This window comes from Alteromonas oceanisediminis (assembly GCF_018474025.1).
GTDB lineage: Bacteria > Pseudomonadota > Gammaproteobacteria > Enterobacterales > Alteromonadaceae > Alteromonas_E > Alteromonas_E oceanisediminis.
The window spans coordinates 192,041-215,164 of sequence record NZ_JAHCTA010000006.1 but is presented as its reverse complement, the minus strand read 5'-3'; the positions used below and the strand labels follow the sequence as shown (position 1 = coordinate 215,164).

At 46.4% G+C, this 23,124-nt stretch carries 21 protein-coding genes; 10 read left to right on the top strand and 11 right to left on the bottom strand.

Annotated elements, in window-relative coordinates; all coding sequences use genetic code 11:
- The first annotated feature begins 88 nt into the window (after nt 1–88).
- Nucleotides 89–943: a DUF6279 family lipoprotein gene (locus tag KIU71_RS12245; RefSeq protein ID WP_214131571.1), complete on the top strand. Its 855-nt coding sequence runs from the start codon at nt 89–91 to the stop codon at nt 941–943.
- Nucleotides 944–1,867, top strand: coding sequence for a DMT family transporter (locus KIU71_RS12240; RefSeq protein ID WP_214131570.1), 924 nt, complete (start codon nt 944–946; stop codon nt 1,865–1,867). It abuts the gene before it with no gap.
- On the opposite strand, the gene KIU71_RS12235 is transcribed toward KIU71_RS12240, so the two are convergent.
- The gene (locus tag KIU71_RS12235) at nt 1,864–2,154 is read right to left on the bottom strand and encodes a hypothetical protein (RefSeq protein WP_315853288.1); all 291 of its coding nucleotides are present in this window, start codon (nt 2,152–2,154) and stop codon (nt 1,864–1,866) included. The genes KIU71_RS12240 and KIU71_RS12235 overlap by 4 nt on opposite strands.
- On the bottom strand, nt 2,151–3,806 hold the full coding sequence (locus KIU71_RS12230) for a response regulator (RefSeq protein ID WP_214131569.1): 1,656 nt from the start codon (nt 3,804–3,806) through the stop codon (nt 2,151–2,153). The genes KIU71_RS12235 and KIU71_RS12230 overlap by 4 nt, the downstream gene beginning before the upstream one ends.
- Nucleotides 3,807–3,922: 116 nt before the next feature.
- Here KIU71_RS12230 and KIU71_RS12225 point away from each other — a divergent pair, with 116 nt between their 5' ends.
- The 3 genes from KIU71_RS12225 (at nt 3,923) to KIU71_RS12215 (ending at nt 5,827) form a co-directional block, all read left to right on the top strand.
- The gene (locus KIU71_RS12225; RefSeq protein ID WP_214131568.1) at nt 3,923–4,405 is read left to right on the top strand and encodes a VC2046/SO_2500 family protein; all 483 of its coding nucleotides are present in this window, start codon (nt 3,923–3,925) and stop codon (nt 4,403–4,405) included.
- 87 nt (nt 4,406–4,492) lie between these two features.
- A complete protein-coding gene (gene trhO, locus KIU71_RS12220; RefSeq protein WP_214131567.1) occupies nt 4,493–5,485 on the top strand; it encodes an oxygen-dependent tRNA uridine(34) hydroxylase TrhO in 993 nt (330 codons plus the stop codon).
- Between the two features lie 96 nt (nt 5,486–5,581).
- Nucleotides 5,582–5,827: an EF-hand domain-containing protein gene (locus KIU71_RS12215; RefSeq protein ID WP_214131566.1), complete on the top strand. Its 246-nt coding sequence runs from the start codon at nt 5,582–5,584 to the stop codon at nt 5,825–5,827.
- Between the two features lie 304 nt (nt 5,828–6,131).
- Here the strand turns inward: KIU71_RS12215 and KIU71_RS12210 are convergent, their stop codons facing one another.
- The 3 genes from KIU71_RS12210 to KIU71_RS12200 form a co-directional block, all read right to left on the bottom strand.
- Complete coding sequence (locus tag KIU71_RS12210) at nt 6,132–6,479, bottom strand: hypothetical protein (protein ID WP_214131565.1); 348 nt, start codon at nt 6,477–6,479, stop codon at nt 6,132–6,134.
- A 157-nt stretch (nt 6,480–6,636) separates the two neighbouring features.
- Nucleotides 6,637–9,486, bottom strand: coding sequence for a TonB-dependent receptor domain-containing protein (locus KIU71_RS12205; protein WP_315853287.1), 2,850 nt, complete (start codon nt 9,484–9,486; stop codon nt 6,637–6,639).
- A 292-nt stretch (nt 9,487–9,778) separates the two neighbouring features.
- On the bottom strand, nt 9,779–11,284 hold the full coding sequence (locus KIU71_RS12200) for a S41 family peptidase (protein WP_250207473.1): 1,506 nt from the start codon (nt 11,282–11,284) through the stop codon (nt 9,779–9,781).
- A 398-nt stretch (nt 11,285–11,682) separates the two neighbouring features.
- On the opposite strand from KIU71_RS12200, the gene KIU71_RS18125 reads away from it, so the two are divergent.
- Nucleotides 11,683–11,895: a DUF4156 domain-containing protein gene (locus tag KIU71_RS18125; RefSeq protein WP_390881874.1), complete on the top strand. Its 213-nt coding sequence runs from the start codon at nt 11,683–11,685 to the stop codon at nt 11,893–11,895.
- A 46-nt stretch (nt 11,896–11,941) separates the two neighbouring features.
- Entirely contained in the window at nt 11,942–12,697 is a 756-nt protein-coding gene (locus KIU71_RS12190) for a LytR/AlgR family response regulator transcription factor (RefSeq protein WP_214131561.1), read from the top strand.
- Between the two features lie 724 nt (nt 12,698–13,421).
- Here KIU71_RS12190 and KIU71_RS12185 read toward each other — a convergent pair.
- From KIU71_RS12185 to KIU71_RS12175, 3 genes are all read right to left on the bottom strand, one after another.
- Nucleotides 13,422–16,349, bottom strand: coding sequence for a TonB-dependent receptor (locus KIU71_RS12185; protein WP_214131560.1), 2,928 nt, complete (start codon nt 16,347–16,349; stop codon nt 13,422–13,424).
- A 435-nt stretch (nt 16,350–16,784) separates the two neighbouring features.
- Nucleotides 16,785–17,546, bottom strand: coding sequence for a LytR/AlgR family response regulator transcription factor (locus tag KIU71_RS12180; protein ID WP_214131559.1), 762 nt, complete (start codon nt 17,544–17,546; stop codon nt 16,785–16,787).
- A complete protein-coding gene (locus KIU71_RS12175) occupies nt 17,539–18,627 on the bottom strand; it encodes a sensor histidine kinase (RefSeq protein ID WP_214131558.1) in 1,089 nt (362 codons plus the stop codon). The genes KIU71_RS12180 and KIU71_RS12175 overlap by 8 nt, the downstream gene beginning before the upstream one ends.
- 289 nt (nt 18,628–18,916) lie before the next feature.
- On the opposite strand from KIU71_RS12175, the gene KIU71_RS12170 reads away from it, so the two are divergent.
- Complete coding sequence (locus KIU71_RS12170; protein WP_214131557.1) at nt 18,917–19,591, top strand: DUF1579 family protein; 675 nt, start codon at nt 18,917–18,919, stop codon at nt 19,589–19,591.
- Between the two features lie 35 nt (nt 19,592–19,626).
- Here the strand turns inward: KIU71_RS12170 and KIU71_RS12165 are convergent, their stop codons facing one another.
- From KIU71_RS12165 to KIU71_RS12155, 3 genes are all read right to left on the bottom strand, one after another.
- Nucleotides 19,627–20,967: a DEAD/DEAH box helicase gene (locus tag KIU71_RS12165; RefSeq protein WP_214131556.1), complete on the bottom strand. Its 1,341-nt coding sequence runs from the start codon at nt 20,965–20,967 to the stop codon at nt 19,627–19,629.
- Nucleotides 20,968–21,075: 108 nt separating this feature from the next.
- Nucleotides 21,076–21,732, bottom strand: a complete 657-nt coding sequence (locus KIU71_RS12160; protein WP_214131555.1) for a CoA transferase subunit B — start codon at nt 21,730–21,732, stop codon at nt 21,076–21,078.
- Nucleotides 21,733–21,743: 11 nt separating this feature from the next.
- A complete protein-coding gene (locus KIU71_RS12155) occupies nt 21,744–22,442 on the bottom strand; it encodes a CoA transferase subunit A (protein WP_214131554.1) in 699 nt (232 codons plus the stop codon).
- Between the two features lie 429 nt (nt 22,443–22,871).
- Between KIU71_RS12155 and KIU71_RS12150 the strand changes: the two genes are divergently transcribed.
- Both KIU71_RS12150 and KIU71_RS18120 read left to right on the top strand, forming a co-directional pair.
- Nucleotides 22,872–22,988 carry a class IIb bacteriocin, lactobin A/cerein 7B family gene (locus tag KIU71_RS12150; protein WP_214131553.1) on the top strand — a complete coding sequence of 39 codons (117 nt, stop codon included), beginning with the start codon at nt 22,872–22,874 and terminating at the stop codon, nt 22,986–22,988.
- Nucleotides 22,972–23,124: class IIb bacteriocin, lactobin A/cerein 7B family (locus tag KIU71_RS18120; RefSeq protein WP_214131708.1), on the top strand; the 153-nt coding region annotated here is incomplete at its 3' end. The genes KIU71_RS12150 and KIU71_RS18120, both read left to right, overlap by 17 nt.

Sequence of the window (23,124 nt, the reverse complement as noted above, 5' to 3'; positions counted from 1 at the left end):
TCGTACACCAAGGTCGTAGTGTTGCTTACGCTACGTTTTACGCTGCAATATCGCAAGCCAAAACTGATGAGACAAAAGGGAGTTCTAAATGCGAAAATTACTGATGCTCGTGCTTGCTGTGATGGCGATAGCTGGGTGTTCCTCGAAATTGGCGTATAACAATCTGGATTGGCTTGTCTATTGGTATATCGATGACTACATCGAATTTACCGACGCACAGGAGCAGCGTTTCGATCAGAAACTTGGTGTGTGGCTGACGTGGCACCGTGGCGACGAGTTAGGCCGCTATGTTGAGCACCTCAAAGTGGTTAAACAGAAAGTCAATCAACCCGAATTAACGGCCGCAGAGATTGAGCTCGAACTCGACAGAGGGCGAGCACATTGGGAGCGGTTACGTGATCGCCTTAGCCCCGAAATCGCAGCATTAGCGCCGGATTTGTCGGAAGAACAGGTGATTTACTTGTTTGCGGAACTGGAGGCTGAAAACGCTGAACGGGAAGAGGAGCGCGAAGAGAAGTTTGGTGGGAAAACACCGGCCGAACAGGTCGACATGCGCGCCGAAGAGCTGTCTGAAGAGGTGGAAGACTTAATTGGCACGCTGAATGACCAACAACAAGCGATTATTCAAGCAACAGCACCTCAGCTTCAGTCTACCTACGAATTGTGGATGGAATATCGTCGAAATATTCAAAATGAGGCGCGTCGATTGTTTGCATTACGCGACCAATCATCGAATTTTGTTGCTCAGTTAACGGCGTTAATGACCAACCCAGATGTCTATCGCTCCGCTGAGTATGTGGCGCTGTCTGAGCAGAATAGAAGCCACTTTGTCAACATGATAGCTGAGTTACACGGCACGCTAACCGATAAACAAAAACGCAAGCTAAATAAGCAAATTGACGATATTATCGAGGACCTGACGGATTTAATGAGTGACACTTAGTTGCAAACAGTTGAGGCACAATCTCGGCCTGGCTACGGCCTTTTTTTAGCCTTAGTCACTGCGGTACTGTGGGGTATTTTACCGGTTTTTCTGAAACTGTGTTTAAGTGTGATGGACAGCGTTACGATCACCGCTTATCGATTTTATACCGCGGGGATTGTGGTTTTTTTACTGCTGCTGTGGCGTCGAAAACTACCGACTGTCTCAAGTTTTTCTGGCCGGCGGTGGCTTTTATTCCTCGCTGCCACCGTTATGTTGGTCGTCAACTATGTTTCCAATGTGCAGGGGCTGCTGTACCTCAATCCCGCAACCACACAAGTACTCATGCAAATTGCGCCATTTATGTTGATGTTGGGGGGCGTGTTTTTATTCAAAGAAGTGTTCAATCGACAGCAAACCCTCGGCGCGATACTTCTCATCGTGGGCTTGCTACTTTTTTTTAATCAACGCTTACCCACAATCCTGAATTCAACCCACGAAAATCCCATTGGTATCTTCTTCATTGTCATCGCGGCACTGTTTTGGTCAGCATATGCGCTATGTCAAAAGCCGCTGCTCAAGCATGTGAGTGCAAAACAGCTAACGTTTTTGATATACCTCGTTGGTGGTAGTCTACTGCTGCCATTTAGCTCGCCATCGTTGCTTTTAGAGATGAACGCACTGCAGCTATACTCATTGGCTTTTTGTTGCGCGAATACATTAGTCGCCTATGGCGCATTTACACAGGCGTTGCATGTGTGGGAAGCATCCCGTGTGAGTGCTGTGATCGCCAGTGCCCCGTTATTTACGTTTATTGCCAATGACGTCGCCATCGACGTTTGGCCCGATGTGTTTGTCGCTATTGAATTAGATTGGGTCGGATACACCGGTGCTGCCATCGTGATCCTAGGCAGCATGCTCGCGTCGCTGGGGCGTGCCCGCTAAGGTTTCTTTGGCGCACCGATAGGCGTTTGCTGGCCTTTGCAGATGGTGTCGTAGTCATCGCGATAGTAACGTAATTCCTCGCACTCGGCTTCAAACCGCTTGCGCGCCGTGAGTGCTTGTTGAGGATTTTTGCTGTCACTCATGATCCTATTAAGTTGTCGGCACTGCTGATCTTGCCGTTGAACCTCCAGAATATCCTCGCAAATGTCTGTCGAACTGCAGCCTACCAGTGTCATGCTGACAACTACCGTTGCGAATAAAGCGCGCTGAACGTAGAGTGAGTTCACGATGATTTCTCCAAAAAAGGTGCCACTTGCGGTGCTAACTCAGCCCATTTTTTTTGATGTTGCTGACGCAAAGGCATGGCATTAAGTAATTTATAGACCTCTCTGCTCTGATCCACCAATTTTGTTTCGGGTTTACGTTGCATTTCCATTAGTTTAAGTAAGCATTGCATCAGGTTTAATGCGACGCCGATGTTCACTGGTGCAAATGTTTGCGCGTTGTAAAACGCATTTAGCGCCATTTCAAATTTACCTTCGCGATACGCCTCGATACCTTTTTTATTATGAGTTTTATACGCTTCCAGGCGCGATGCTTGCTGCTTCTCCTCACTCGACAATAAATAGGCAATGTGGGGATCATGGGCATCTTCACTTTGAGCAATTTGGGCAGATAACACCGCCGCATCCTCAAAATCGCCGATGTCATTCATCACTTTCAGGCTGTCAGGGGCGAGCTTCATGGGAAACTCTGGATAGCGCTCTTCAATGGCTATTTGTGTTTCTTCCAAAAGTTGTTTAGCAGCCAGCGTCTTACCATCCAATACACTAATGCGTGAGTGAACCAAGTTTTCATAGAGCGTAAATTCAAACGGTTGTTCCGAGCGACTGAAAACCTCATCGTTTCGGTTGCGCTGCAACGTGATCAGGGCCTCTTGCTGGAATCGATTACGAAGTTTCTTGTCGTCACTGTGCTCAGCAACGTCCAATATGCTTCGTATATAATTACACAGGTGGGTGACATCGCGGTGCATCGATCGCTTACTCAGTTGCCAGATTGACAAGCAACGGTCTTTCGCGAAGATAAAGTCGCGGCTCTCACGGGCGATCTGGGTGGCATGATATTGACGTTCCAACGACAGTGGCGCAATTTCAATGGCTTTCTTAATGTAATCCAGCGCTTTTTCAGCTTCACCGGTTTGCCGCAGACTATTCGCAATAACATCATACGCATCAACATTAAAGCGGTTGCTTTTCAATAGCGTGCCAGCCAATGATTTGGCTTGGTCAAACTGTTTGTCTACCACAAACGCTTTGGCAAGATTGGTTTGTGCCCACTTGACTGAGCGCTCATTCACGATCCGCTGGGTTAGCTCAATGGCAGATTTGCCATCACCAATGCGTAAATACAGTTCTGATAATAACTTCAGGCAGTGCTGACGATAATGTAAGGGCTTCTTAAGTAGCTCTAGGCATGCTTGCACTGCCTCAGAGTCATTGTGCTTAGCAATGAGACGATAAATAGGTTCGAGTTCGACCCGCCGATGGTACGCACGATTGAGCCGGGTTTTTAGCTGAATTTGCGAAAAAGGTTTAATCAAATAATCGTCTGGCTCTCGTTCAACCGAACCGATAACCAGTTCTCGTGCGCTGTCGGCGCTGATCACTAAAATAACGGTTGTCGGCTTAACCAAACGGCGAGAGCGTAGCTCCTCAGCCAGCTCCAAACCGTTTTTTTTATCTGCACCCAGATGGATGTCGCTGACAACAAAATCGAACTTCTCCTTGCGGCAGAGATTCAGCGCTGTCTCAGCATTTTGTGCCACAACGACGGACTGTGCGCCCATAGTGTTGAGCAGCCCGCGCAACATCACTAAAAAGGGTCGTTGATCTTCCACCACCAGAAAGCGCATTTCTGAGTAATTGATTATGTCCATTGATCATCGCTGTTACTGCTTAGGCCGTACATAGTTAATCATCAAACCGTTGAAAGCAAGATCAAGGAAACAAGTTGATGGCCGATAACGACATTACCTGAACTGACGACGTCGCTATGCAAACAAACGCCACGCAGCAAGCACAATTTGACCACGATCTTGAACTGACGGGCCAGATCGGAAAAGCACTCAATCATGGCCACGATTTTGCGTATTACTTGGCGGCATTTGCCAATGATGCTAGTGAACGCCCGCGTTTTCTAGATACCGCGCAAACGCAGCACGGTGTCAATGATGAGGGAAGCGTTAGTTTTTATCGACACAGTCCTTTATCTGCTCAGTCCGATGACTTTGAAAAAATGCAGGTCAGCGCACAATTCCTCCACCAACAGCAATTAACCAGCCTGCGCCTGTGGCAAAGTATGCATCCAGAACCGTTAGCGCACTACAACAACCCGCAGCGAATCGACGATGAAGTGCTTGATAACTGTGAATGGCATGTACGGCAACGCAACAAGCAATCTGCTCATCAGTGGGTGAAATCACAACCGACCGAATTGGAACAGCTCATCCCCGCTGAAAGGGCAATGCTAGCCTAATCCAGGGTTTCTCAACGTGGTGAACTTTGCTATTATCCGCGCCGCATTTTGCCCTGGTTTTACGTTCCAATTCGCAAAGGATAAATTATGAGCACCACTCTCGTGTGCGCGATGTACAAATTCGTCGCGCTAGATGATTACCAATCACTTCGCCAACCGTTGACGGACGTTATGTTAGATAACGCCATCAAGGGCACGTTGTTACTGGCTGAAGAAGGTATTAACGGCACTGTTTCGGGCAGTCAGGAAGGTATTGATGCCCTGTTAGCATGGCTGAATCAAGACGAGCGCGTCAATCCCATCTCTTACAAAATCAGCGTTCATGACGAACAGCCGTTTTATCGCACCAAAGTGAAGTTAAAGAAAGAAATTGTCACCATGGGCGTTGAGGGGATCGACCCGCGCAGAACCGTTGGAACTTATGTTAAGCCCACCGACTGGAACGCATTGATCGCTGATCCAGAGGTGACTGTGATCGACACTCGCAATGACTATGAGATAGAGATTGGTACTTTCGAACACGCTGTGAACCCGCACACTGGCTCCTTTCGGGAGTTTCCTCAGTACGTTAAAGCGAATCTCGACCCGAATAAGCATAAGAAAGTTGCCATGTTTTGTACCGGTGGGATCCGCTGTGAAAAATCCACTGCTTACTTAAAAGAACAAGGTTTCGACGAGGTGTACCATCTTGAGGGCGGAATATTGAAATATCTCGAAGAGGTGCCGAAATCAGAGTCCTTGTGGAAAGGGGATTGTTTCGTGTTTGATAATCGGGTTGCAGTCGACCATGATTTGAATAAAAGTCACTATGACCAGTGTTATGCCTGCCGGTTACCGATTACGGCGGAAGACAAATTGAGCGAGCAATTTGAACCCGGTGTAAGTTGCCCACAGTGTTTTGGTAAACACACTGAAGAACAGATAAAACGCTTTAGAGAGCGCGAAAAACAGGTCAATTTGGCACAGCAGCGTGACGAGGCTCATGTTGGCAGTGACGCCCGTGAAGCGACCAAGAAGCGCCGACAGGAAAAAGCCGCTGCACGCCGGGCGCAGAAAAAGGCGATGGGTAAACCGTATTGATAATACAGAAATCATTCCTTGCGTAGACAGTTAGGCACCATAAGCGATACACTGACAATACAAAAAGAAACATGTTAAAGATTAAGCGAGAAACGAGTGACTGATAAACAGCTTACTGAAAGCCAAATAGCCGAGGTTCGTAAAGAATTCGATTATTTTGATAAAGATAAAAATGGTCAGATTGATATGGCCGAATTTGTCGAATTGTTGACCATCCTTTCCCCTAAAACTAAGGCCAACCGTGTGCAGGAAGGCTTTAATCTCATTGATGATAACCACGACGGCTACATCGATTTCGAAGAGTTTTTAGAGTGGTGGCAGGAAGGTTGGTGGGAATACTGATCATTGCAACATTCAAAAAAAGCTGCGTTTGCGCAGCTTTTTTTGTGAATGACCATTTCTCGATAAGCGCTCATCCGCCAATCAATTTTTCGTTACTCTCTGCCAAATGTGTATTTACCACCAGCTTGGTTGAGTTCTAACACTGAGTAGTCAACTTTTCCTTCATCAGTTTTAAAAAGCAATACAATCCCGGCTGGCTCGAAACGAAATTCTGAATCAGCGTAACCACATGCAGCATCACTTCACTCAAATGCGCTGAATACCAAGGCGTTGCGTGGCGCCTCCTAACGGTGGCTCCATAAACTCAAATCAATACGCCATTGAATGCCAAGCTGGGCATGAAAAACACCCCGGCAAAGGCGATGGACCCTGTGGTGACAAAAGCCAAAGAACAAAACGCAGCTTGCACAAAGAATACTTTGGGCTTCGCTGATGCACTATTTTGGTAACTCGCGGCGGCGATCTGAATTTTGGTCAGGAATACTTGTATTTGACTGAACAGGGGGGAGAAATAATAAGCGATAAAGGCAAACACAACTTCTATACCGCCAAAATGAAGTAACAAGGTAATTTCGGGCGCAAACAAAGTCGCGAATACGATGGCATTCCAAAAAGCAGCTTTTTGATAGCCGCGTAAATCATTCCATTTCAACAGAAGATTTCCTTTGAATATGTAAACCTGATCAATAGGTTAAGGTATGCACTGACTGCGTAAAAACCAACACTATCGATCCGCGCTACGAGCAACTCAGCCATGGGCAACAGCAAACACCACCGTATTAGGGCAGTGTTTGCTGAGATCATCCTAATTACAGGTTGACACGAACACCCACGTAAAAACGTTGGCCTATCGGATCGTAGGTACCTGCGTCAGTTTCGGTACCCGTGCTGTTACTTGGTAGCCCCGAAATAATCGGTGGTGGCTCATTGTCGAACAGGTTGTCGACACCCGCATAAACAGAGATTTGGTCGGTCAGAAAGTAGTTTGCCTGAAGGTCGACAATGGTCTCAGAACCAACACCGACTGAGCCAGGATCTAGGTTGAATCCGGCTAAAAACTGATCATCCAGATCCGCGCTGCCGATATAGGTAATTCCCGTAGTGATGGAAAAGTCTTGCAGCGTGTAAGCGATGTTCAGGTTTCCACGGTGTTCAGAGGCACCGATTTCACCGACAAATGGGTTTTCGGCGGCGCCCGGTAATGGCACGGTAAAGCCATCGATTACATAAGTATAGGCTAGGCGTGTTGTCAGACTGCCATTGCCTATCTCGCTGCGATAATTGACCGTGAGATCGACACCTTCGGTGCCCAATCCACCACTGTTTGATACGCCGCTGTCTATAAACTCAATCGAACCCGCATTGTTGCTGCCGATGGCGGCAGGGCGGCGTGTAATAAAGTCACAAAAGGAGACGTCAGCACCGCTGTAGCACTGGTCAAGGATAAATTGCCTGCCTGTACCGACTATCGCGTCTTCGATGTCAATGTCAAAGTAATCTACCGTTACGCCTAGCCCATCGAGTTCGTCGGTTGGCGACCACACTAACCCAAGCGTTGTCGAGCGTCCTTTTTCTTCAATGACGTTCGGGTTGCCGCGGTTAAATCCGCTGATCCCCTGAATGTCGGCTTGGGTCAGTACGAAAGAGCCGTTTTCAGCGATGTTGGCGGCTACACCGGGATCGGCCAAGCATTGTGCGGTAACGTTAGCGGCGCAGGGATCATTCAGCCCAGACGGAAAAGTCTGCGAAGGTGGTGAGAACAATTCGTTAATATTAGGTGCTCTTGTCGACAAGGCCTCTATTGCGCGAAAACGTAGTGTGTCGGAAATTTCCCACTCCAAGCCAATGTTCCAACTGGTTGTACTACCCACCGTAGAGTAATCAGAGGCTCTCACTGCGCTGCGAATATTCACATTTTCAATGATCGGGATATTCGCTTCAATGTAACCTTCCGTCACATCAAATTCACCAAAGGTGGCAGGTATGGCGTTACCTCCATTAAGACCTGCTTGCTGAAGCGGATCAAACTCACTGCGAGAGGTTTCCTCTCGATATTCGAATCCTGCCGCGAATCCAATCGGTCCAGCCGGCAAGTCAAATAAGTCGCCGGTTATGTTCCCACCAATAAGTTCCTGGGTCACGGCGGTACTCAACAGTGCAGGTGCGGTTACGTATTTAAGAGCATCCTCAGAAATAGAATTAAAACCATAAATATTAATCGGTACACAACCGAATGACCGCGCCGTTGCGTCTACGCACACAAAATCGCTTGTCTGCCCATCACCGTCGAAATCCAGTTCATCAACCACTGCCTCCAAAGCAAATCGAAAGTTCTGTACATTGACTAACCCGCTGGACACTTGCGCTTCTTTGGTTTTGCCGTAGACGTAATAAACCTCGTAGAAATACTCATCGAACACTTCTCCCTCGATACCGGTCACAAAGCGGAATGTATCTCGCTCTGCTGTGGCACCACGATTGCCTACGTCCAACAAGCGTTTCGCGAAGAAGTCTAATTCTTTAAGCCCGCTTGAGTTCACAGTCGCGTTGTTCAAAATATCGTCGGGTACAAATGGATTGGTGAGAATTACATCGTTGCCGTCAGCATCCTGTGCGCGAAACTGCAGAGGCACTACACCGTCTGCATAAATGTTGTCCGAAGCAAAAGGGAAGGGCTCAAGCTCTGAAATGGTTGAGGTTGACGCGTACTGACTCTCAAAAAAGAAACTATGGTTTTCATGCAGCTCGTAATCGCCTTTAGAAGCAATTAGGTATCGTTCGGTAGGAATAGCGATTGTTCGGAACGCACTTCTATTAAAGCCATCGGGTCCGATCTGACCATTGCCATTAGTACTAAATCCCGCCTGCAATTCATTATTCTGGTTAAAAGTATACCGGGTACCTCCCGCATCGAATCTACCTTGTGGTGGAAACGATGAAAAGAAAGGCGAACGAGCCACGAAAGCGTCGCTGGGATCACCGGAGAAAATGAACTCACTGAAAATGTCGGTATCAGAGCGATCCCTATCTCTGGAGTATACCGCGCCTTGATCAGTGTAGCCCAAGTGAAACATGATGTTGCCTTTGCCTGAGGCGGTCTCGCCCCCGGTCGTCATTGACAGTTGTGTTTGTTGGTTATCGCTTTCAGCACTTTCGCCGTATTGAGCTTCAAAGTTGAAACCTTCGAAACTGTCTTTTAGTACCAGATTCACCACCCCTGCCACGGCGTCAGATCCGTAAACCGATGATGCACCGCCCGTTAAAATTTCTACGCGTTCTATGAATTGAGCCGGAATCGTGTTCAAGTCGACCGCACTGGTTCCTGGTTGCCCGGCAACTGAGCGTCTACCGTCAACAAGGACTAACGTTCGAGAAGTATTTAAATTTCTCAGGTCCACCGTCGCAATACCGGCGCTGGCAGTATTGAAGTTTGAGTTGGTTCTACTGATGGCCGGGGTGCCAAAGGTCGGGTTGTCGAGCAATAGCTCCTGTATGTTGGCGATACCAGAGGCATCAATATCGACAGCGTTAAGAATTTGTAATGGTGATGCAGAGCTCAGTTCCGCGGATTTGATACGTGACCCCGTAACGCTTATTTTTTCAATGGCTTCTTCGCTCGCATCTTGAGCGGAAAGCTGTGGTGCTATGCTCAAACTCACGATTGAACCGGCAATTGCGCACCTGATGCACCGTGCTATTCGTTTTTGTTTAATTTGTGTTGTGTGATACATGCATGTCTCCGTTGAGTCTTCTTCTCATTGATTTCGCGCGAATGTACTCGCGCAATCTCAACGCTATGCTCAGCACGTTGACTTCTCTAGTGTCTATCCATAAACGGGTTTTTCTGTGTCGCTACAGGGTGTCTTTTTAAAATCATTGGGAATTTATGCGTAAGCAGGGGGGCTCAAGAGCAAGCTCTATATTGCCACGCCGTTATCTTCGTTATCGTTTCTATGGTGCGCTGATTTCAAATCGCATTCTTGCATCCTTGAAAGCGCAATCGGCTGCTTGCGTGTCACGATTCACAAGGTGCCCAAAACCAAGCGCTGACAGTGCGGCATCCATTGCTTGATTGCTATCTGAGTTCGAGTCAACAACCTCAAAAGTGGTCGATTCAATATCAACAGGCACGCCAACCACTTCAAAAGCTTGTCCAGTGTGATCGTAGATAACCATGTTAGATAAGCCTAACCTTGCACCTTCTGCCGGCAGCTGCTTATCCAAAGGTGCTGAAAGGATCCCGTCTGATCGCTCACCAATAAAACAGACAGGATGTTTCAGCGCGCGCATTGATAGTAGAAAATGCTCTGCTGCACTATAGGTATTTGGTCCGGAAATTGTGGCAATCGGACGGCTATACGAAACGCGATCGGTTGGCGCTAGTTCGCGCTGAACCCGAGGACTTTGTTGTGGTGTGTTAGCATCATCATAACCAAAGGCCTCATAAGCGCTAACCGTTACTGTTTCAGTAGAGAAACGACTCGCAATTGCATCAGCAATCGCTAAGTCACCACCACCATTTACCGCAACATTGATAATTAAGGCTTCTGTATGCGCTAGATCAGTAAGCACTTGGTCCATTAGGTCTTCAGCTGCTGCGAGGTCACTAACCGCTGAATTTGTAGAGATACCGCCCATACCATTGATTTCAATATAGCCAGCAACACCGTTCCCAATCGTGGCCCACTGAATAACATCCTGACTTTCACCGCCAGCATTCGCAAAACTTCCGGGGTCAAAATAGCTATCAAGAATTGCAAACATTCGTGCAAACTGATCATTTACATAAGTATCGAAATCAGTAGTTTCTGATTGATTCTGAAAACCTTGCGCCAAAACGTCTGCTATTTTGCCTTCTTGATTAAGGGGAATAAATTCGAAATCATCGCCTGCAGTTAAACTCACATGACCGTCGCCTAAGTCAGCAATAAGCTCGATAAGCGTAGCTAACAACTCTTCATCTGTTGTTTGGCTATTCACTTGAGATCTCGCAATTTCCATACGCTCTTCCCAGTCTACTATTCCTCGTTCCTCAAAAAATGGATAATAGTCATTGAAGTTATGTAACGTATGTTCAAGGGTTGATACGGGGCTGTTATCAGTGATCAATCTATCATCAAGACACGCTGCCGGTATGGAATCTCTTGCAGAGTACACTAGCTTTGCGCCATCGTCGGTTGCGACGAATTCTTCTGCTTCAATTGAGTCTATGGTTAACGTAGTAGCAAACTCCGCTTGAGACGTGCTACCCACCATCAAACACGTTTGACGCGTAAAGTCGTACATGTCGATGCTGTCGCCTGAGACATTAATGGCTCTTCCAAATCCAATCCACTCCCAGACGCCATCGGGGATTTTAACAACCGGTGGATTTTGGTCCGGAGGAGGATCATTTGGTGGAGGACTAGGCAAGGCATTGTCATTGCTCCCACAACCGAACAAAATAAGGACTGACATAAAAACTGTGAATCTTAGACGATGGCGATTACAAAAAAGCATTTTTTACCTTCAATAGTTTAATTAAACAACGTCAATAGCCTAACCATTTGACGGTGCTTAAAATGTCAGGAAGTAAATAACATTTGTAACAACGGAACTGACATTCCCAATCTTAAACTTCAGGCGAAGGTTGGTACTTCGACAATTCCCTCTTAACGTCGAAGTGTCTGGCGTTTCAGTCTCAATGACTTGTCGCTTTATACGCCGGTACTTCCTCATGCTACTGAGCCAGCTTTCTCGGCATCACCTAACAATAGATTACAATTTGCAAACATATTTTCTCTATTAAGGCATGTACATTTCGTTTCAGTTATTTGGAGAAAACCAATATTAAAAATGTATTTGTCGCATGTGTAGTGAGTGCGCTAGCAGCATGTAAAGTAACTCCTCCAGAACCGCAAGCCAGATTGGTTACGTTAACAACAATTGATCTGCGCAGTGAAGGTGAATCTCTCGGCGACATTACGGGAAATCAAGGCGATTTCGTTGCGGCGCAGTTCACTTCAAACAACAATCTAGAAACCAACGCAAACCACGATCTGAAGAATAGAGCGCTCAAGCTGGGTTAAAATGTAATTTTTTGCTAGCAGGCCTAAGTTTGAAAGGGATTCATTGATGAAAGTACTAATTGTAGACAACGAACAACTTGCTATCGACAACCTGGCTTCTCTATTGCGGGAGCATTTTCCTGACTGCGAGATTATCGAGTCTGATACGCCATCAAAAGCAGTAGACATGTTTTTTAACGAGCGTCCTGATGTCACGTTTCTCGACATAGAAATGCCAGGGATAAATGGTGTTGAACTGGCAAAGATATTTTTGGGCAAATCAGTGATTGTTTTCGTTACCGGACATAAAGGTTTCGCAATTGAAGCGTTTAATCTGGGGGCGACAGACTACCTGCTTAAACCCTTCGAACACAATCGCTTCGCTGATTCTGTTGTCAGGATCAACGACAGCTTAAGCAATGGTGTGCCAGGCCAGGAACTCAGTTCTATCAAGCATGCACTTGACAGTATATGCCAACATATTAGCAAAGCTGCGCATAAGATAGTCCCTATCAAAGAAGTCGGTAAAATACGCGTTATTAGTATTGAAGATATTGTATATCTGTCTGGGAGTGGGAATTATGTTGAGATCTTTTTGAAAAACGGACAAATGATATTGCACCGAGAAAAGATGTCTACAATGGAAGACAAGCTCAACGAACAAGAATTTATTCGCATTCATCGCTCGTCTATTGTGCGTTTTAGCGCCATCTCAGAGCTAACAACCAGCAAACGGGGAGACTACACGGTTAAATTGAAAAATGGCGCTGAATTACCTGTTTCAAGACAGTTCAAAGCCGAAATCCTCAGCCATTTCCGATAAGCAAGCTTGTCCTGATAAACTTCAATATTTTAGTCTGGCTTTAAAGGTTGGTTGAGAGACTCTGGCTAACTATGGTTGATTCCTGACCTTGTCGCTGAACTAACTGCACCATTACCGCAAACAACTCAATATCACCAAAGCGCGAACGACCTAGAAAAGCCTGACGTAAAAATACCATCCTGACCGATGCCTTGGCAAAGGCTTTAGCTTAGTAGCATCAAAGCTCCTTGATAACCGCAAAATTAAAAAGCCCAATATCGGCTAGCAGTATGTGACGTGTTACAGAAATCAAGCCGAAGAAGCACCAGCTGGAACGCAGATAATGCAATAATTTAGGAGGTTGGAAAGGCGGAGCATGTTTTCCCCACCTTTCCAGGGAGACAGCACAAAGTGCTGTGCAGGTTCACTACGCCTGCACAATTAATATAACTATTCCGCGAACAGAATGAATCCCGAAAGGGACGATATGAATGATTGGTGATGTAAATTACAGGTTGGTTCTGCAGGGCTATTTTTCCGATACAAAACCCTGAATAAGACGGCGTGCCATTGCCTGATTAGAAGATCCGCGATAATGCAGCAAGTGACTGAGTTAGTGCTGCTGAGCAAGAATAATAGTAGGACACAGAAAAAAACCGATGAACTTTGTTCATCGGTTTTTTGTACTCAATCACTAAATCCGAAATCCATCTCAAGTCATTAGTGAAATGTCCACCGCAACAACTTAAAATGAATACGTTGCGTTCACGTAGTACATACGACCAAATACATCATAATAACGAGGGTCGAAACCTTCCTGGTGCCCGCTGTTCTCACCGAAGGCAAGAGGCGGCGCTTTATCGAATAGGTTATTGATACCAAAGGTAACATCCAGATTTTTAACCATGTCATCAAAGTTGTACGTGGTCAGATAATCAACCGTTGTATAGGACGGAATATCTAACTGCACGCCACCCTCATAGACTCGGCCTAAATCAGACGCCAGACGGATGCTTGAGTCGCCGCCAGCGAAGTTTTCATCAGTCCAACCACTCTGGTAGTTGATGTTGACAGAGTGAGCGAAGTTACCGTGTACTAGGGTGTTAACAATACGAATACGATTTCTGAATACTACATTATCGTCAGGACCTTTCTGACCCAGGCTGCTATCAAAAATTGCAGCAACATCACCTGTACCTGTGCCGGTACGCAGATAGTTGTTTGTAATCATGTAAGTACCAGCAATGTTAGTGTTAAGTTCAGCAAAACCAATTTGGTTAGAGAAAGACACACTGTAATCAATACCTTCAATATTGGCTTCACCAACGTTAGCACTTGCAGAAATCATCGCCAGTTCCTGCTCACCAGTACCCGGGTTAACCTGTGTAGTAAACAAGTCGCGGAACTGTTGAGGATTTCCGAAGATTTGGCCTTCCGTTGCCGGTAATACCTGATTGGTCAATTCTATGTTGAAATAGTCAACACTGAACTCGAGCTCATCACCGCCATAGACAACACCGAATGAGTACTGCTCTGATTCTTCTGGCTGCAAAGCCTGATTGCCCTGATTAACGACCGAGTATTGGGATTGTGGATCTAAACAGAACTGTGCCAGCGGATCGCTACCTGTAAACGGACAATCATAAACGTTACCCGTTACACCAAAGGGTGTTCTTGGACGCGCCACTTGCAACATAGTCGGTGCCTTAAAGCCAGTACCCGTTGAAGCGCGAATCAACCACTCGTCAGTTGGGCGGTAAGCCAGACTTAGTTTGTACGTTGTATCGTCCATATCAACACCGCGAGTTTCAGCGCTTCTGGTAGGATCATTAGTTCCGTCGCCATCCAGATCACTCCAAAGTGTGTCAGAGGCGTCGATGTCGCTGATGTCGTCATAACGCAAAGAACCGGTAATTTCTAGATTGTCAGTAACAGGAGTGACCATTTCTAAGAATGCTCCGTAGGACGTTCGGTCAAGGTCAAACTCAGGAAGTGGTCTTACGAACAAAATGGTCGCTTGCTGATAAGCGTCAGACGCAGTTTGTTCAAACGTCATTTCGCGATAATCAAAGCCGCCACCTAAGTAGACTTCACCACCCGGCAACTCAAATACTGGCGCAGAGAACGAACCCTCGAACATGGTTAACCCCGTGTCTGTTTTCTGACGCAGCCCGTTATACATCGTCGCCTGAACCGCAGCACGATCCTCATCGCTCAACTCCTCTGGAGCGGCGAATACGTTCACCGCACCTGACGATACCAGTGGCACAAACGCTGATGTAATGGGGTAACCCGTAAGGATATTATCGCTACGTTCGTTGTCTGCGTGAGTGAAAGACAGATCGTACGAAACCTCGCCGAATTCACCGCGTACACCAAAGTTTGCCCACAGAGAATCAGTAGAAAACTCATTGGTCCGATTGCCACCAGGAAGTACACGCCAGGCAGCGGCCACATCCGCAATGTTGTCAATGATTTGCTGTGGAGTGAAACCAAGCACATTGCTGGGCAGGTTAGGGAGAACTTCGTTTTGTACCAAAGCAGAATCCGTTGGGATTAGAAAGTTTCCCGTAGGATAGGGGGCGATACGAGCAATTGTTTCAAAGTTCGAGTAGTTAACTGTACCATAGGCTTCCGCTGAGTCACCCAGCTCCAACGTGCCGTTTAAAATGACGTTGTCGCGAACAAACTCAGGCAGAATTTCTAGCGTAGAGGTAAAATCGAATACACACGTTTCGACCTGTGATGTTGCAGTGGAGCTGTTTGACGGCGCGCTGTTAGGGCCACACTGGCCGTTGGCAAAACGGTAAGGGTTAAAAGTAGCCGTCAGACGATCAGGCGTTCCATCACCATCACTGTCTACGCCATCTGGATGCCAGAAACGAACTCGCGCATTTCCAGGAATGGCATTTGACGAAGCAGCAACGAACATTAGGTCGTCACCGTTATGAGTGAACGGAATAAAACCGGTTTTGGAAAAATCGCGGTCTACGCTGCGCAATTGTGTTTGATCTTCACGAGAAGCAGATAAAGAGATGTTGAAACCATCTTCGTACAAATCACCAAACCCCGTGGTAAGACTGAAAGTCAAGTTCTCACCGCCGGTGTCCTGTGGTTTGTCGTAACGCACCTGAACAGTTGTTTCCTGTACGTCTTTTTTCAAGATAAAGTTAATGACACCTGCGATAGCGTCAGCGCCGTAAAGTGCAGAAGCACCATCGGTTAGTATCTCAACGCGCTCTATAGCTGCAAGAGGTATGGTATTTACGTCGATGGAACTACCCGATCCTGAAGCAGCTAAGCGGCGACCATTTAGTAGTACCAGCGTATATTCACCACCAATGCCGCGAAGTGAAGCAGTTGCAACACCGCCACCACCGCCACCCACACTTTGAGAAGGTGCTGTGAAACCTTGCATTGAAGGTAGTTGTTGGATTAAGTCAGGGACAGAAGTAACACCTGTTCTAACAATGTCTGCCTGAGTCAGCGTTGTAACAGGTAACGCTCCTTCCATATCAGTTCTTTTAATACTAGAACCTGTCACCGCGATGCGTTCAAAACCCTTATCAGCATCAGCCTCCTGTGCCACTGCTTGTCCAGATATTGCCACGCTGGCAATCGATGATATAAGCGCAAACTTAACTGCTGTTGTTATTCTATTATGGGTGTGCATTTTAAACCTCTTTTATACTGTGGATATGCATTCCTGGTCTCTGGCATGGTGACACCACGCCTGAACTATGGTGGAATTTAGCGGGTAAGTTCACTGAGCAAAATGCGGTTTCCACGAACAGAAGGAGACGCGGTTTAAAACGGTTGAAATCCGGTTTAGATACTCCCATTGATGTAACCCGTTGTTCTTGAGTCGGGTACAAAATAAGAAAATGCTGTACTTTTAATCAACCCAATATACGAAAAGCACTTTGGAATAGATAAGAGTGGGGTAACGTGGCGCAATGTGATGCACCGTGAGCGAGAGTGTTAGACAAATAGCTGGTTGCGTGCGTACTCAAAGGTTAATAGCAACCCTATTGCGTTCCGAGGAGACTGTGACCTTCGCGACGGTGACGCTTTTTAACTTTGGTGCTACGCTGCGCTAATGATCACATCAGGGCAATTTTTCCAGTAATTCGCGATTTCTACGTGACATCAGCAATTTTGCTCCCGTTTTGAGATTCAGCCAGTAATCCCCCTTTGGCGTAGGACCCAGCTCGGTAATCAGATCGTTGCGCACGATGGTGGATTTATGAATACGAGTAAACCTGTCAGGCGGTAGTTTATGATATATCGATTTCAGCGTTTCCCTGTGCAGTAAGGTCTTGTCGGATACAAAGACTATCTCCACATAGTTTCCAGCGCCTTTGATGTATTGAATATCATCAATATCGATCAGTTTTATTCGCCCGGTTTCTTTCAGAGCGATTTTATTCGCTTTGTTGTTGAGCGGTTTAAATAGCGAACCGATAGTGTTTGCAATATTATCGACTTGTTTAAATCGCTCTTCGCATTGCGTCACATGGATGGCTTTGTTAACCGATTGGTGAAAGCGGCTATCGTGGAACGGTTTAAGAAGGTAGTCTACCGCGTTAACATCAAATGCGTTCACGGCATGCTGATTGAATGCGGTTACGAAGACGATATGCGCGGTGATCTGATGTGAGCAGATAAGGTCGGCAACTTCCAATCCATTTAACTTTGGCATCTGAATATCGAGAAACACAATATCAAAATGCTCGCTTTGCAGAAGCTCAAGCGCTTTTTCGCCGTTATCAGCTTCAGCAACATACGAAATATCGTCACGCTCACCTAATAAAATGGTGATGTTGTTGCGCGCAATTGTCTCGTCGTCTACCACTAGCACTTTAAACATGCATTTGCTCCGCCGGTAAGTTGATCACTGTCAAATACTGATTGTTTGCGCATTGGTTCGAACGCAATTCAAAATCATCATGGTAGAGTAGCTCTAACCTCTTTTTGCAATTTAACAAACCAATGCCAAACCCTTCATGTTTTTGTTCAGTCGCCATGGTATTGGCCAACTGAATGTGTAAGCGTTTGTCTAAGAGAGTCGCTGATAAATGGATAGTATTAACGTTTCCCTCTTCCTGAGCACCGTGTTTGATCGCGTTTTCAACCAATGTGTGCAGTAAGAGAAAAGGGATTTTCATATTCTTGGCGTCTTCGCTTATCTTGATTTCGGTTACCAGTCTTTTTTCAAAACGCAACGTTTGAAAAAAAATGTACTTTTCAATGAACTGGACTTCTTCTCTCACACTTACAACATCTTCTTGCCGCTCTAAAATCGAACGCAACATGTAGCTGAGTTCCGCAATGGCAGAAGTTGCTGTATCACTCGATTTCATGCGCATCAGGCCTGAAATGGTATTCAGTGCATTGAAGAGAAAGTGCGGATTCAATTGCGATTTCAATGCATCTAGCTGCACTTTGTAGAGTTGCGTTTGCAGCATCAGGTTTTCTTTTTCCTTGATACGGATCTGTTGCAAGTACGCGGATACGTATGCCCCAAGCATGATACAAACGTAAATGGTGAAGTCCTCTGCCCAGTAGTTTTGGGAAAAATACCGTGTTAATCCCTCAGCAAAATTGGTGGACTCAACGAGTTCACCGTTTGCCAGAAAAACACTCAACCCGAAAGAAAGGAAGTAACAAGGGAAAAACACACAAAAAAGCGCCAGATGCTTTGCCATGAAAGCGAAACCTGTTGTGCGCTCGGTAATGAACATTTTGACTACAATTACCAGTAGTGGCGTAAACCAGAACCAGGAGATATACCAAGGCCACACGTACACTAATTGATCCATAAAAGTGCTCGTTTGACCGACCTGTGTTATCAGCCGGTATCGACTCAACGCGGATATAACGAGGATCAATGACCAAATTGCCACGCTAAACGAGACAATAGCCACACTATGCTTAAAAGTAACTTTCATTCACGTTTCGTGTTGGCTTGAGGTGAATTATTAATATCCCAAAAAACACAGCAGTACAAACCAGTGGGCAGATTACCGGTGCGATACACCACTGAAGAGACGACTATTGGCAGCGAGAACACGCCTGGATCAGGTGATTTTGATGAATTTATGCTCGAATTTAGTCGATTTTAGGGGGTTACCTCTGTTGGATACACCATTACTCCGTTCATCACAAAGTGATTTTGGCGCGCTTTTAGACCTGTTTTGATGTCCATTCTTACAGGATAAATTCAATGAGCGAGTGGTTATGTTTCTAGCATCAATTATCGGGTTTTATCAAAAGCACATTTCCGCGCTAGCCAGTGCACAGGCCAATCGCAACGCTCGTTTCAAACGATGTAAGGTTCGATTTTGTGTTTTTGTCGGCATGCTGATGTGCTCAATTGGGCAAAGTTACGGTGTGCAGCAAACTAGCCCCAGTGCGGCGCCACTCAGCGCGATGCAGCGCTTGGCACTGTTAAAAGGGCAATGGCAATCGACGATGTCGATTTCCTACGATAAGGGCAAAACATGGCAGGCACAGTTACCCAACGAGGTTGAGGTTAGCCAGCGCCTTAACGGAATGCTACTTGAGCAGAAAAACGTCACCCAGAGTCACAACGGTTGGAATATTGTGGTTCACACAGCCTATGATCAATATCGAGACAAATACCGCTATCTCGTGTCAGATGATACGTGGGGAATGATGGATATCTACGAAGGTGATATCGTGGAGAATGGCGATTTGGTTGTCACAAATTTGAATAGCAAAACCTTTTTTCCAGCAATGGATGGTCGTTGGCTCGCATTTCAAATCAGAGTGGAAGTTAAGGCATGCCAGAGAAAGACACACATTGAAGCGTCGAACGATCGTGGAAGAACCTGGATACCGTATATTATTTATGCATACTCACAACCTGAGAAACCACAGTGTCGTGAGTAATGCGGTATACAACGAGTAGATTAAAGCAACATGAATCAATCTTCCGTATCAGGATCATCATCAACCACAGGTGCTCTGGGCTTACGTTTTATGGGAGCATCCCCAACTTCAACGCCTTGCATGGATTTCACGCGCTTTTTGGGTTTTTCAGGGTCAGTCTTCGCTGACTTTTTCGCTCCGGCATTCGATGCCGGCACAGCTTTAGCTATCGATTTTCTATCGTCATGACCGGCGAACTTGGCTGTAAAGCCGGGCACAACCATGGTGTCTAACGTGTAATCAAGCAATGCGCGAATATTGACAAAACTTGCCCAGTCGCGAGGGCCTACCAGCGAGATAGCTTTGCCTGTTTTACCCGCTCGACCTGTTCGCCCAATTCGGTGGATGTATTCTTCAGACTGCTTCGGCAAATCAAAATTAACGACCAGCTCAACATGAGGTAAGTCGAGCCCGCGCGACGCCACGTCTGTGCAAATAAGCTGCGAGTGCTGGCCACGCATAAAGGCATTCATCACGTTAGAGCGCTGGTTCTGTGCCAACTCTGCGTGTAAGGCAATGGCATCAAACCCCTGCTTATTTAGCGCCGATGCTAGCCGTTCTGTGTCGCTGCGTGTTGCAACGAAAATGATCGCCTGATTATGTGGCTGGTCTTTTAACAGGGCAGGTAAAAGGGCATCTTTTTGCTCCACGTGATCGACGTACATCATGTGTTGTTGTATATCACGATGCTGTTCGTTGTCACTGCCCACGGCCACTCTGACGGGAGAGGAAAGTAAAGTGTCGGCGAGGGCATCCACGGCTACTTTACCGATGGTGGCAGAAAACATCATTGTCTGGCGCTTGCGATGATCGGCGTACCGGTTGATTAGGTTGAGTTGATCGCTGAAGCCTAAATCCAGCATGCGATCCGCCTCATCAAGGATCAACAGCTCCAACCCATTAATAAAAAATGACTTATTCTCTAAGTGGTCTGCAATTCTTCCCGCCGTGCCCACGATGATGTGCGGGTTTCGGCGCAGCGCTTTAATCTGATCGTTGTAGTTTTCGCCGCCGACGATCAACTGACATTGAATACTCATGTTCGCGGTCAGCCATCGCGCCTCGCCAAAAACTTGTTTTGCGAGCTCTCGAGTTGGTGCCAGAATCAGAACACGGGGATCTTTTTTTGTCAGCGCTCTGCTGGTCAGAAGCCTGTGCACGCAGGGCACTAGGAATGCTAACGTTTTACCCGAACCGGTTTTTGACGACGCGACGACATCGCTGCCTTTTAGGGCGGGGGCAATCACTTTTTGCTGAATTGCGGTCAATTCACTAAGTTGCTTTGCATCTAGCGCTTTCTTAACGCGATGATCAATGGGCAGATCTGAAAATAACACGTGCTTTGTTCCTCACAACAATCAGCGCTAATTATCGCTGATTTTGTGTGGAAACGACAGGAAAGGATCTGCGCTGGTCGTTTTAACCAGCGCTATCACTTAAGTGTTTTACAGCTTCATTTCCGGCACAGAGTCTGGCACCACCAATTTCCCCGCCGTTTTTTCCCGGATTTCATCTACCGAAACGCCCGGTGCGCGCTCAGTAAGGTGAAATGCGCCGTCTTTCACCGCGAGTACAGCCAAGTCGGTAATAATCCGCGTGATGCAATTAACACCGGTTAAGGGCAGGGTGCATTCCTGTAACAATTTGGAGTTTCCGTGTTTGTCTGCGTGCGTCATGGTGACGATGATATTCTTCGCGCCGGCAACCAAATCCATTGCACCCCCCATGCCCTTGATCAATTTCTTCGGGATCATCCACGACGCAATGTTGCCATTCACATCCACTTCAAATGCACCCAGTACGGTAAAATCTACGTGACCGCCACGGATCATTGCGAAACTTTCCGCACTGGAAAAAATAGACGCGCCGGTGATCGCCGTCACCGTTTCTTTTCCAGCGTTAATCATGTCGGCATCAAGCTCTGCTTCGGTAGGGTAGCGGCCCATTCCGAGCAAGCCATTTTCGGATTGCAACATGACTGAGATGTCGTCAGGAACATAGTTTGCCGCCAACGTGGGAATACCAATGCCTAAATTCACGTAATCGCCGTCTTTAAACTCTCGGGCGACACGCATAGCGATTTGCTCTCTGGTTAATGCCATGGGGTAAACTCCTATTTGCTGACGACGCGACGTTCAATACGTTTTTCAAACGTACCTTTTATCACGCGATTAACGTAGATTCCGGGGGTGTGAATATGAGCAGGATCCAATTCGCCTGGCTCGACAATTTCTTCAACTTCAACCACGGTAATTTTTCCTGCGGTAGCCGCCATGGGATTGAAGTTCTGAGCAGTGTGGCGATAAATACAGTTACCGTATCGATCCGCTTTCCACGCTCTGACAATGGCAAAATCACCCGTGATGGATTCTTCCAATATGTAAGGACGACCATTAAATTCTTTGACTTCTTTTCCTTCGCCAACCGGCGTGCCATAGCCTGTGGCGGTGTAGAAAGCTGGAATACCTGCACCACCTGCACGCATCTTTTCAGCGAGGGTTCCTTGTGGGGTTAGTTCAACTTCCAGTTCGCCGCTGAGCATTTGCTGCTCAAACAAGGCGTTTTCACCGACATACGAAGAAATCATTTTCTTTACCTGCTTGTCTTCTAGCAGGATCCCCAGCCCGAAATCATCCACGCCACAGTTGTTTGATACGAAGGTTAAATCTTTCGTGCCCATAGTTTTAATTTGAGCAATCAACCCTTCTGGAATGCCGCACAGGCCAAATCCGCCTGCGATAACCGTCATACCATCGCTTAATCCCGCCATGGCTTGCTCATAACTTTGGACTACTTTGTCAAATCCAGCCATTGTTAGCCTCACAATCTATTTACAAATGAATAACCTGTAGTATTAACGAAGCTCGTCACAAAGTTAAATTAATTTAATCATTTAAATGATAAATTAAATTAATGAATTCGGCGAAGGAACAAGCGACGGGTCTACGGTAGCCGCGACAAGGCGGTAACGATGACATACCGGCGTATTGGATTGGGGCAGAATAAACAGCGTAAAGCATAAGGTTCTAAGCGGCCTGCTGATGCGACAAATGATACGAGTTTTGGCTCACATTGGCATGGATGAAGAGACAACCCATGTCGGATTGGCTATGCAATAGCCTTATTATTTCAACTCAATGAAAACTGTTCTAGAAGACAGATTCTTTGTTTAGCTAACGACCCCATACTGAGTTCGGCTTCGGATTTTCTGAAGCAACTACTTAATTAAAAGGATATTGATATGTACGAACTTAATGGTAATGAAATTGAAAATGTAAGCGGTGGTCTCGCTCCCTTTATTGTACTTGTTGCGCTCATCAGTGGTTCTGGCTACGCCGGATATGAAGCTTCTAAGTAATCAGGGAAGACAAATGAAAACGTTAAATGATTCTGAAATTGAACAAGTAAATGGTGGCTTGGTACCTCTCGCTATTGGCGTAGTTGGCGGCATAATCGGTATTTATGAATTGGGTAGATCAATCGGACGTATGGCG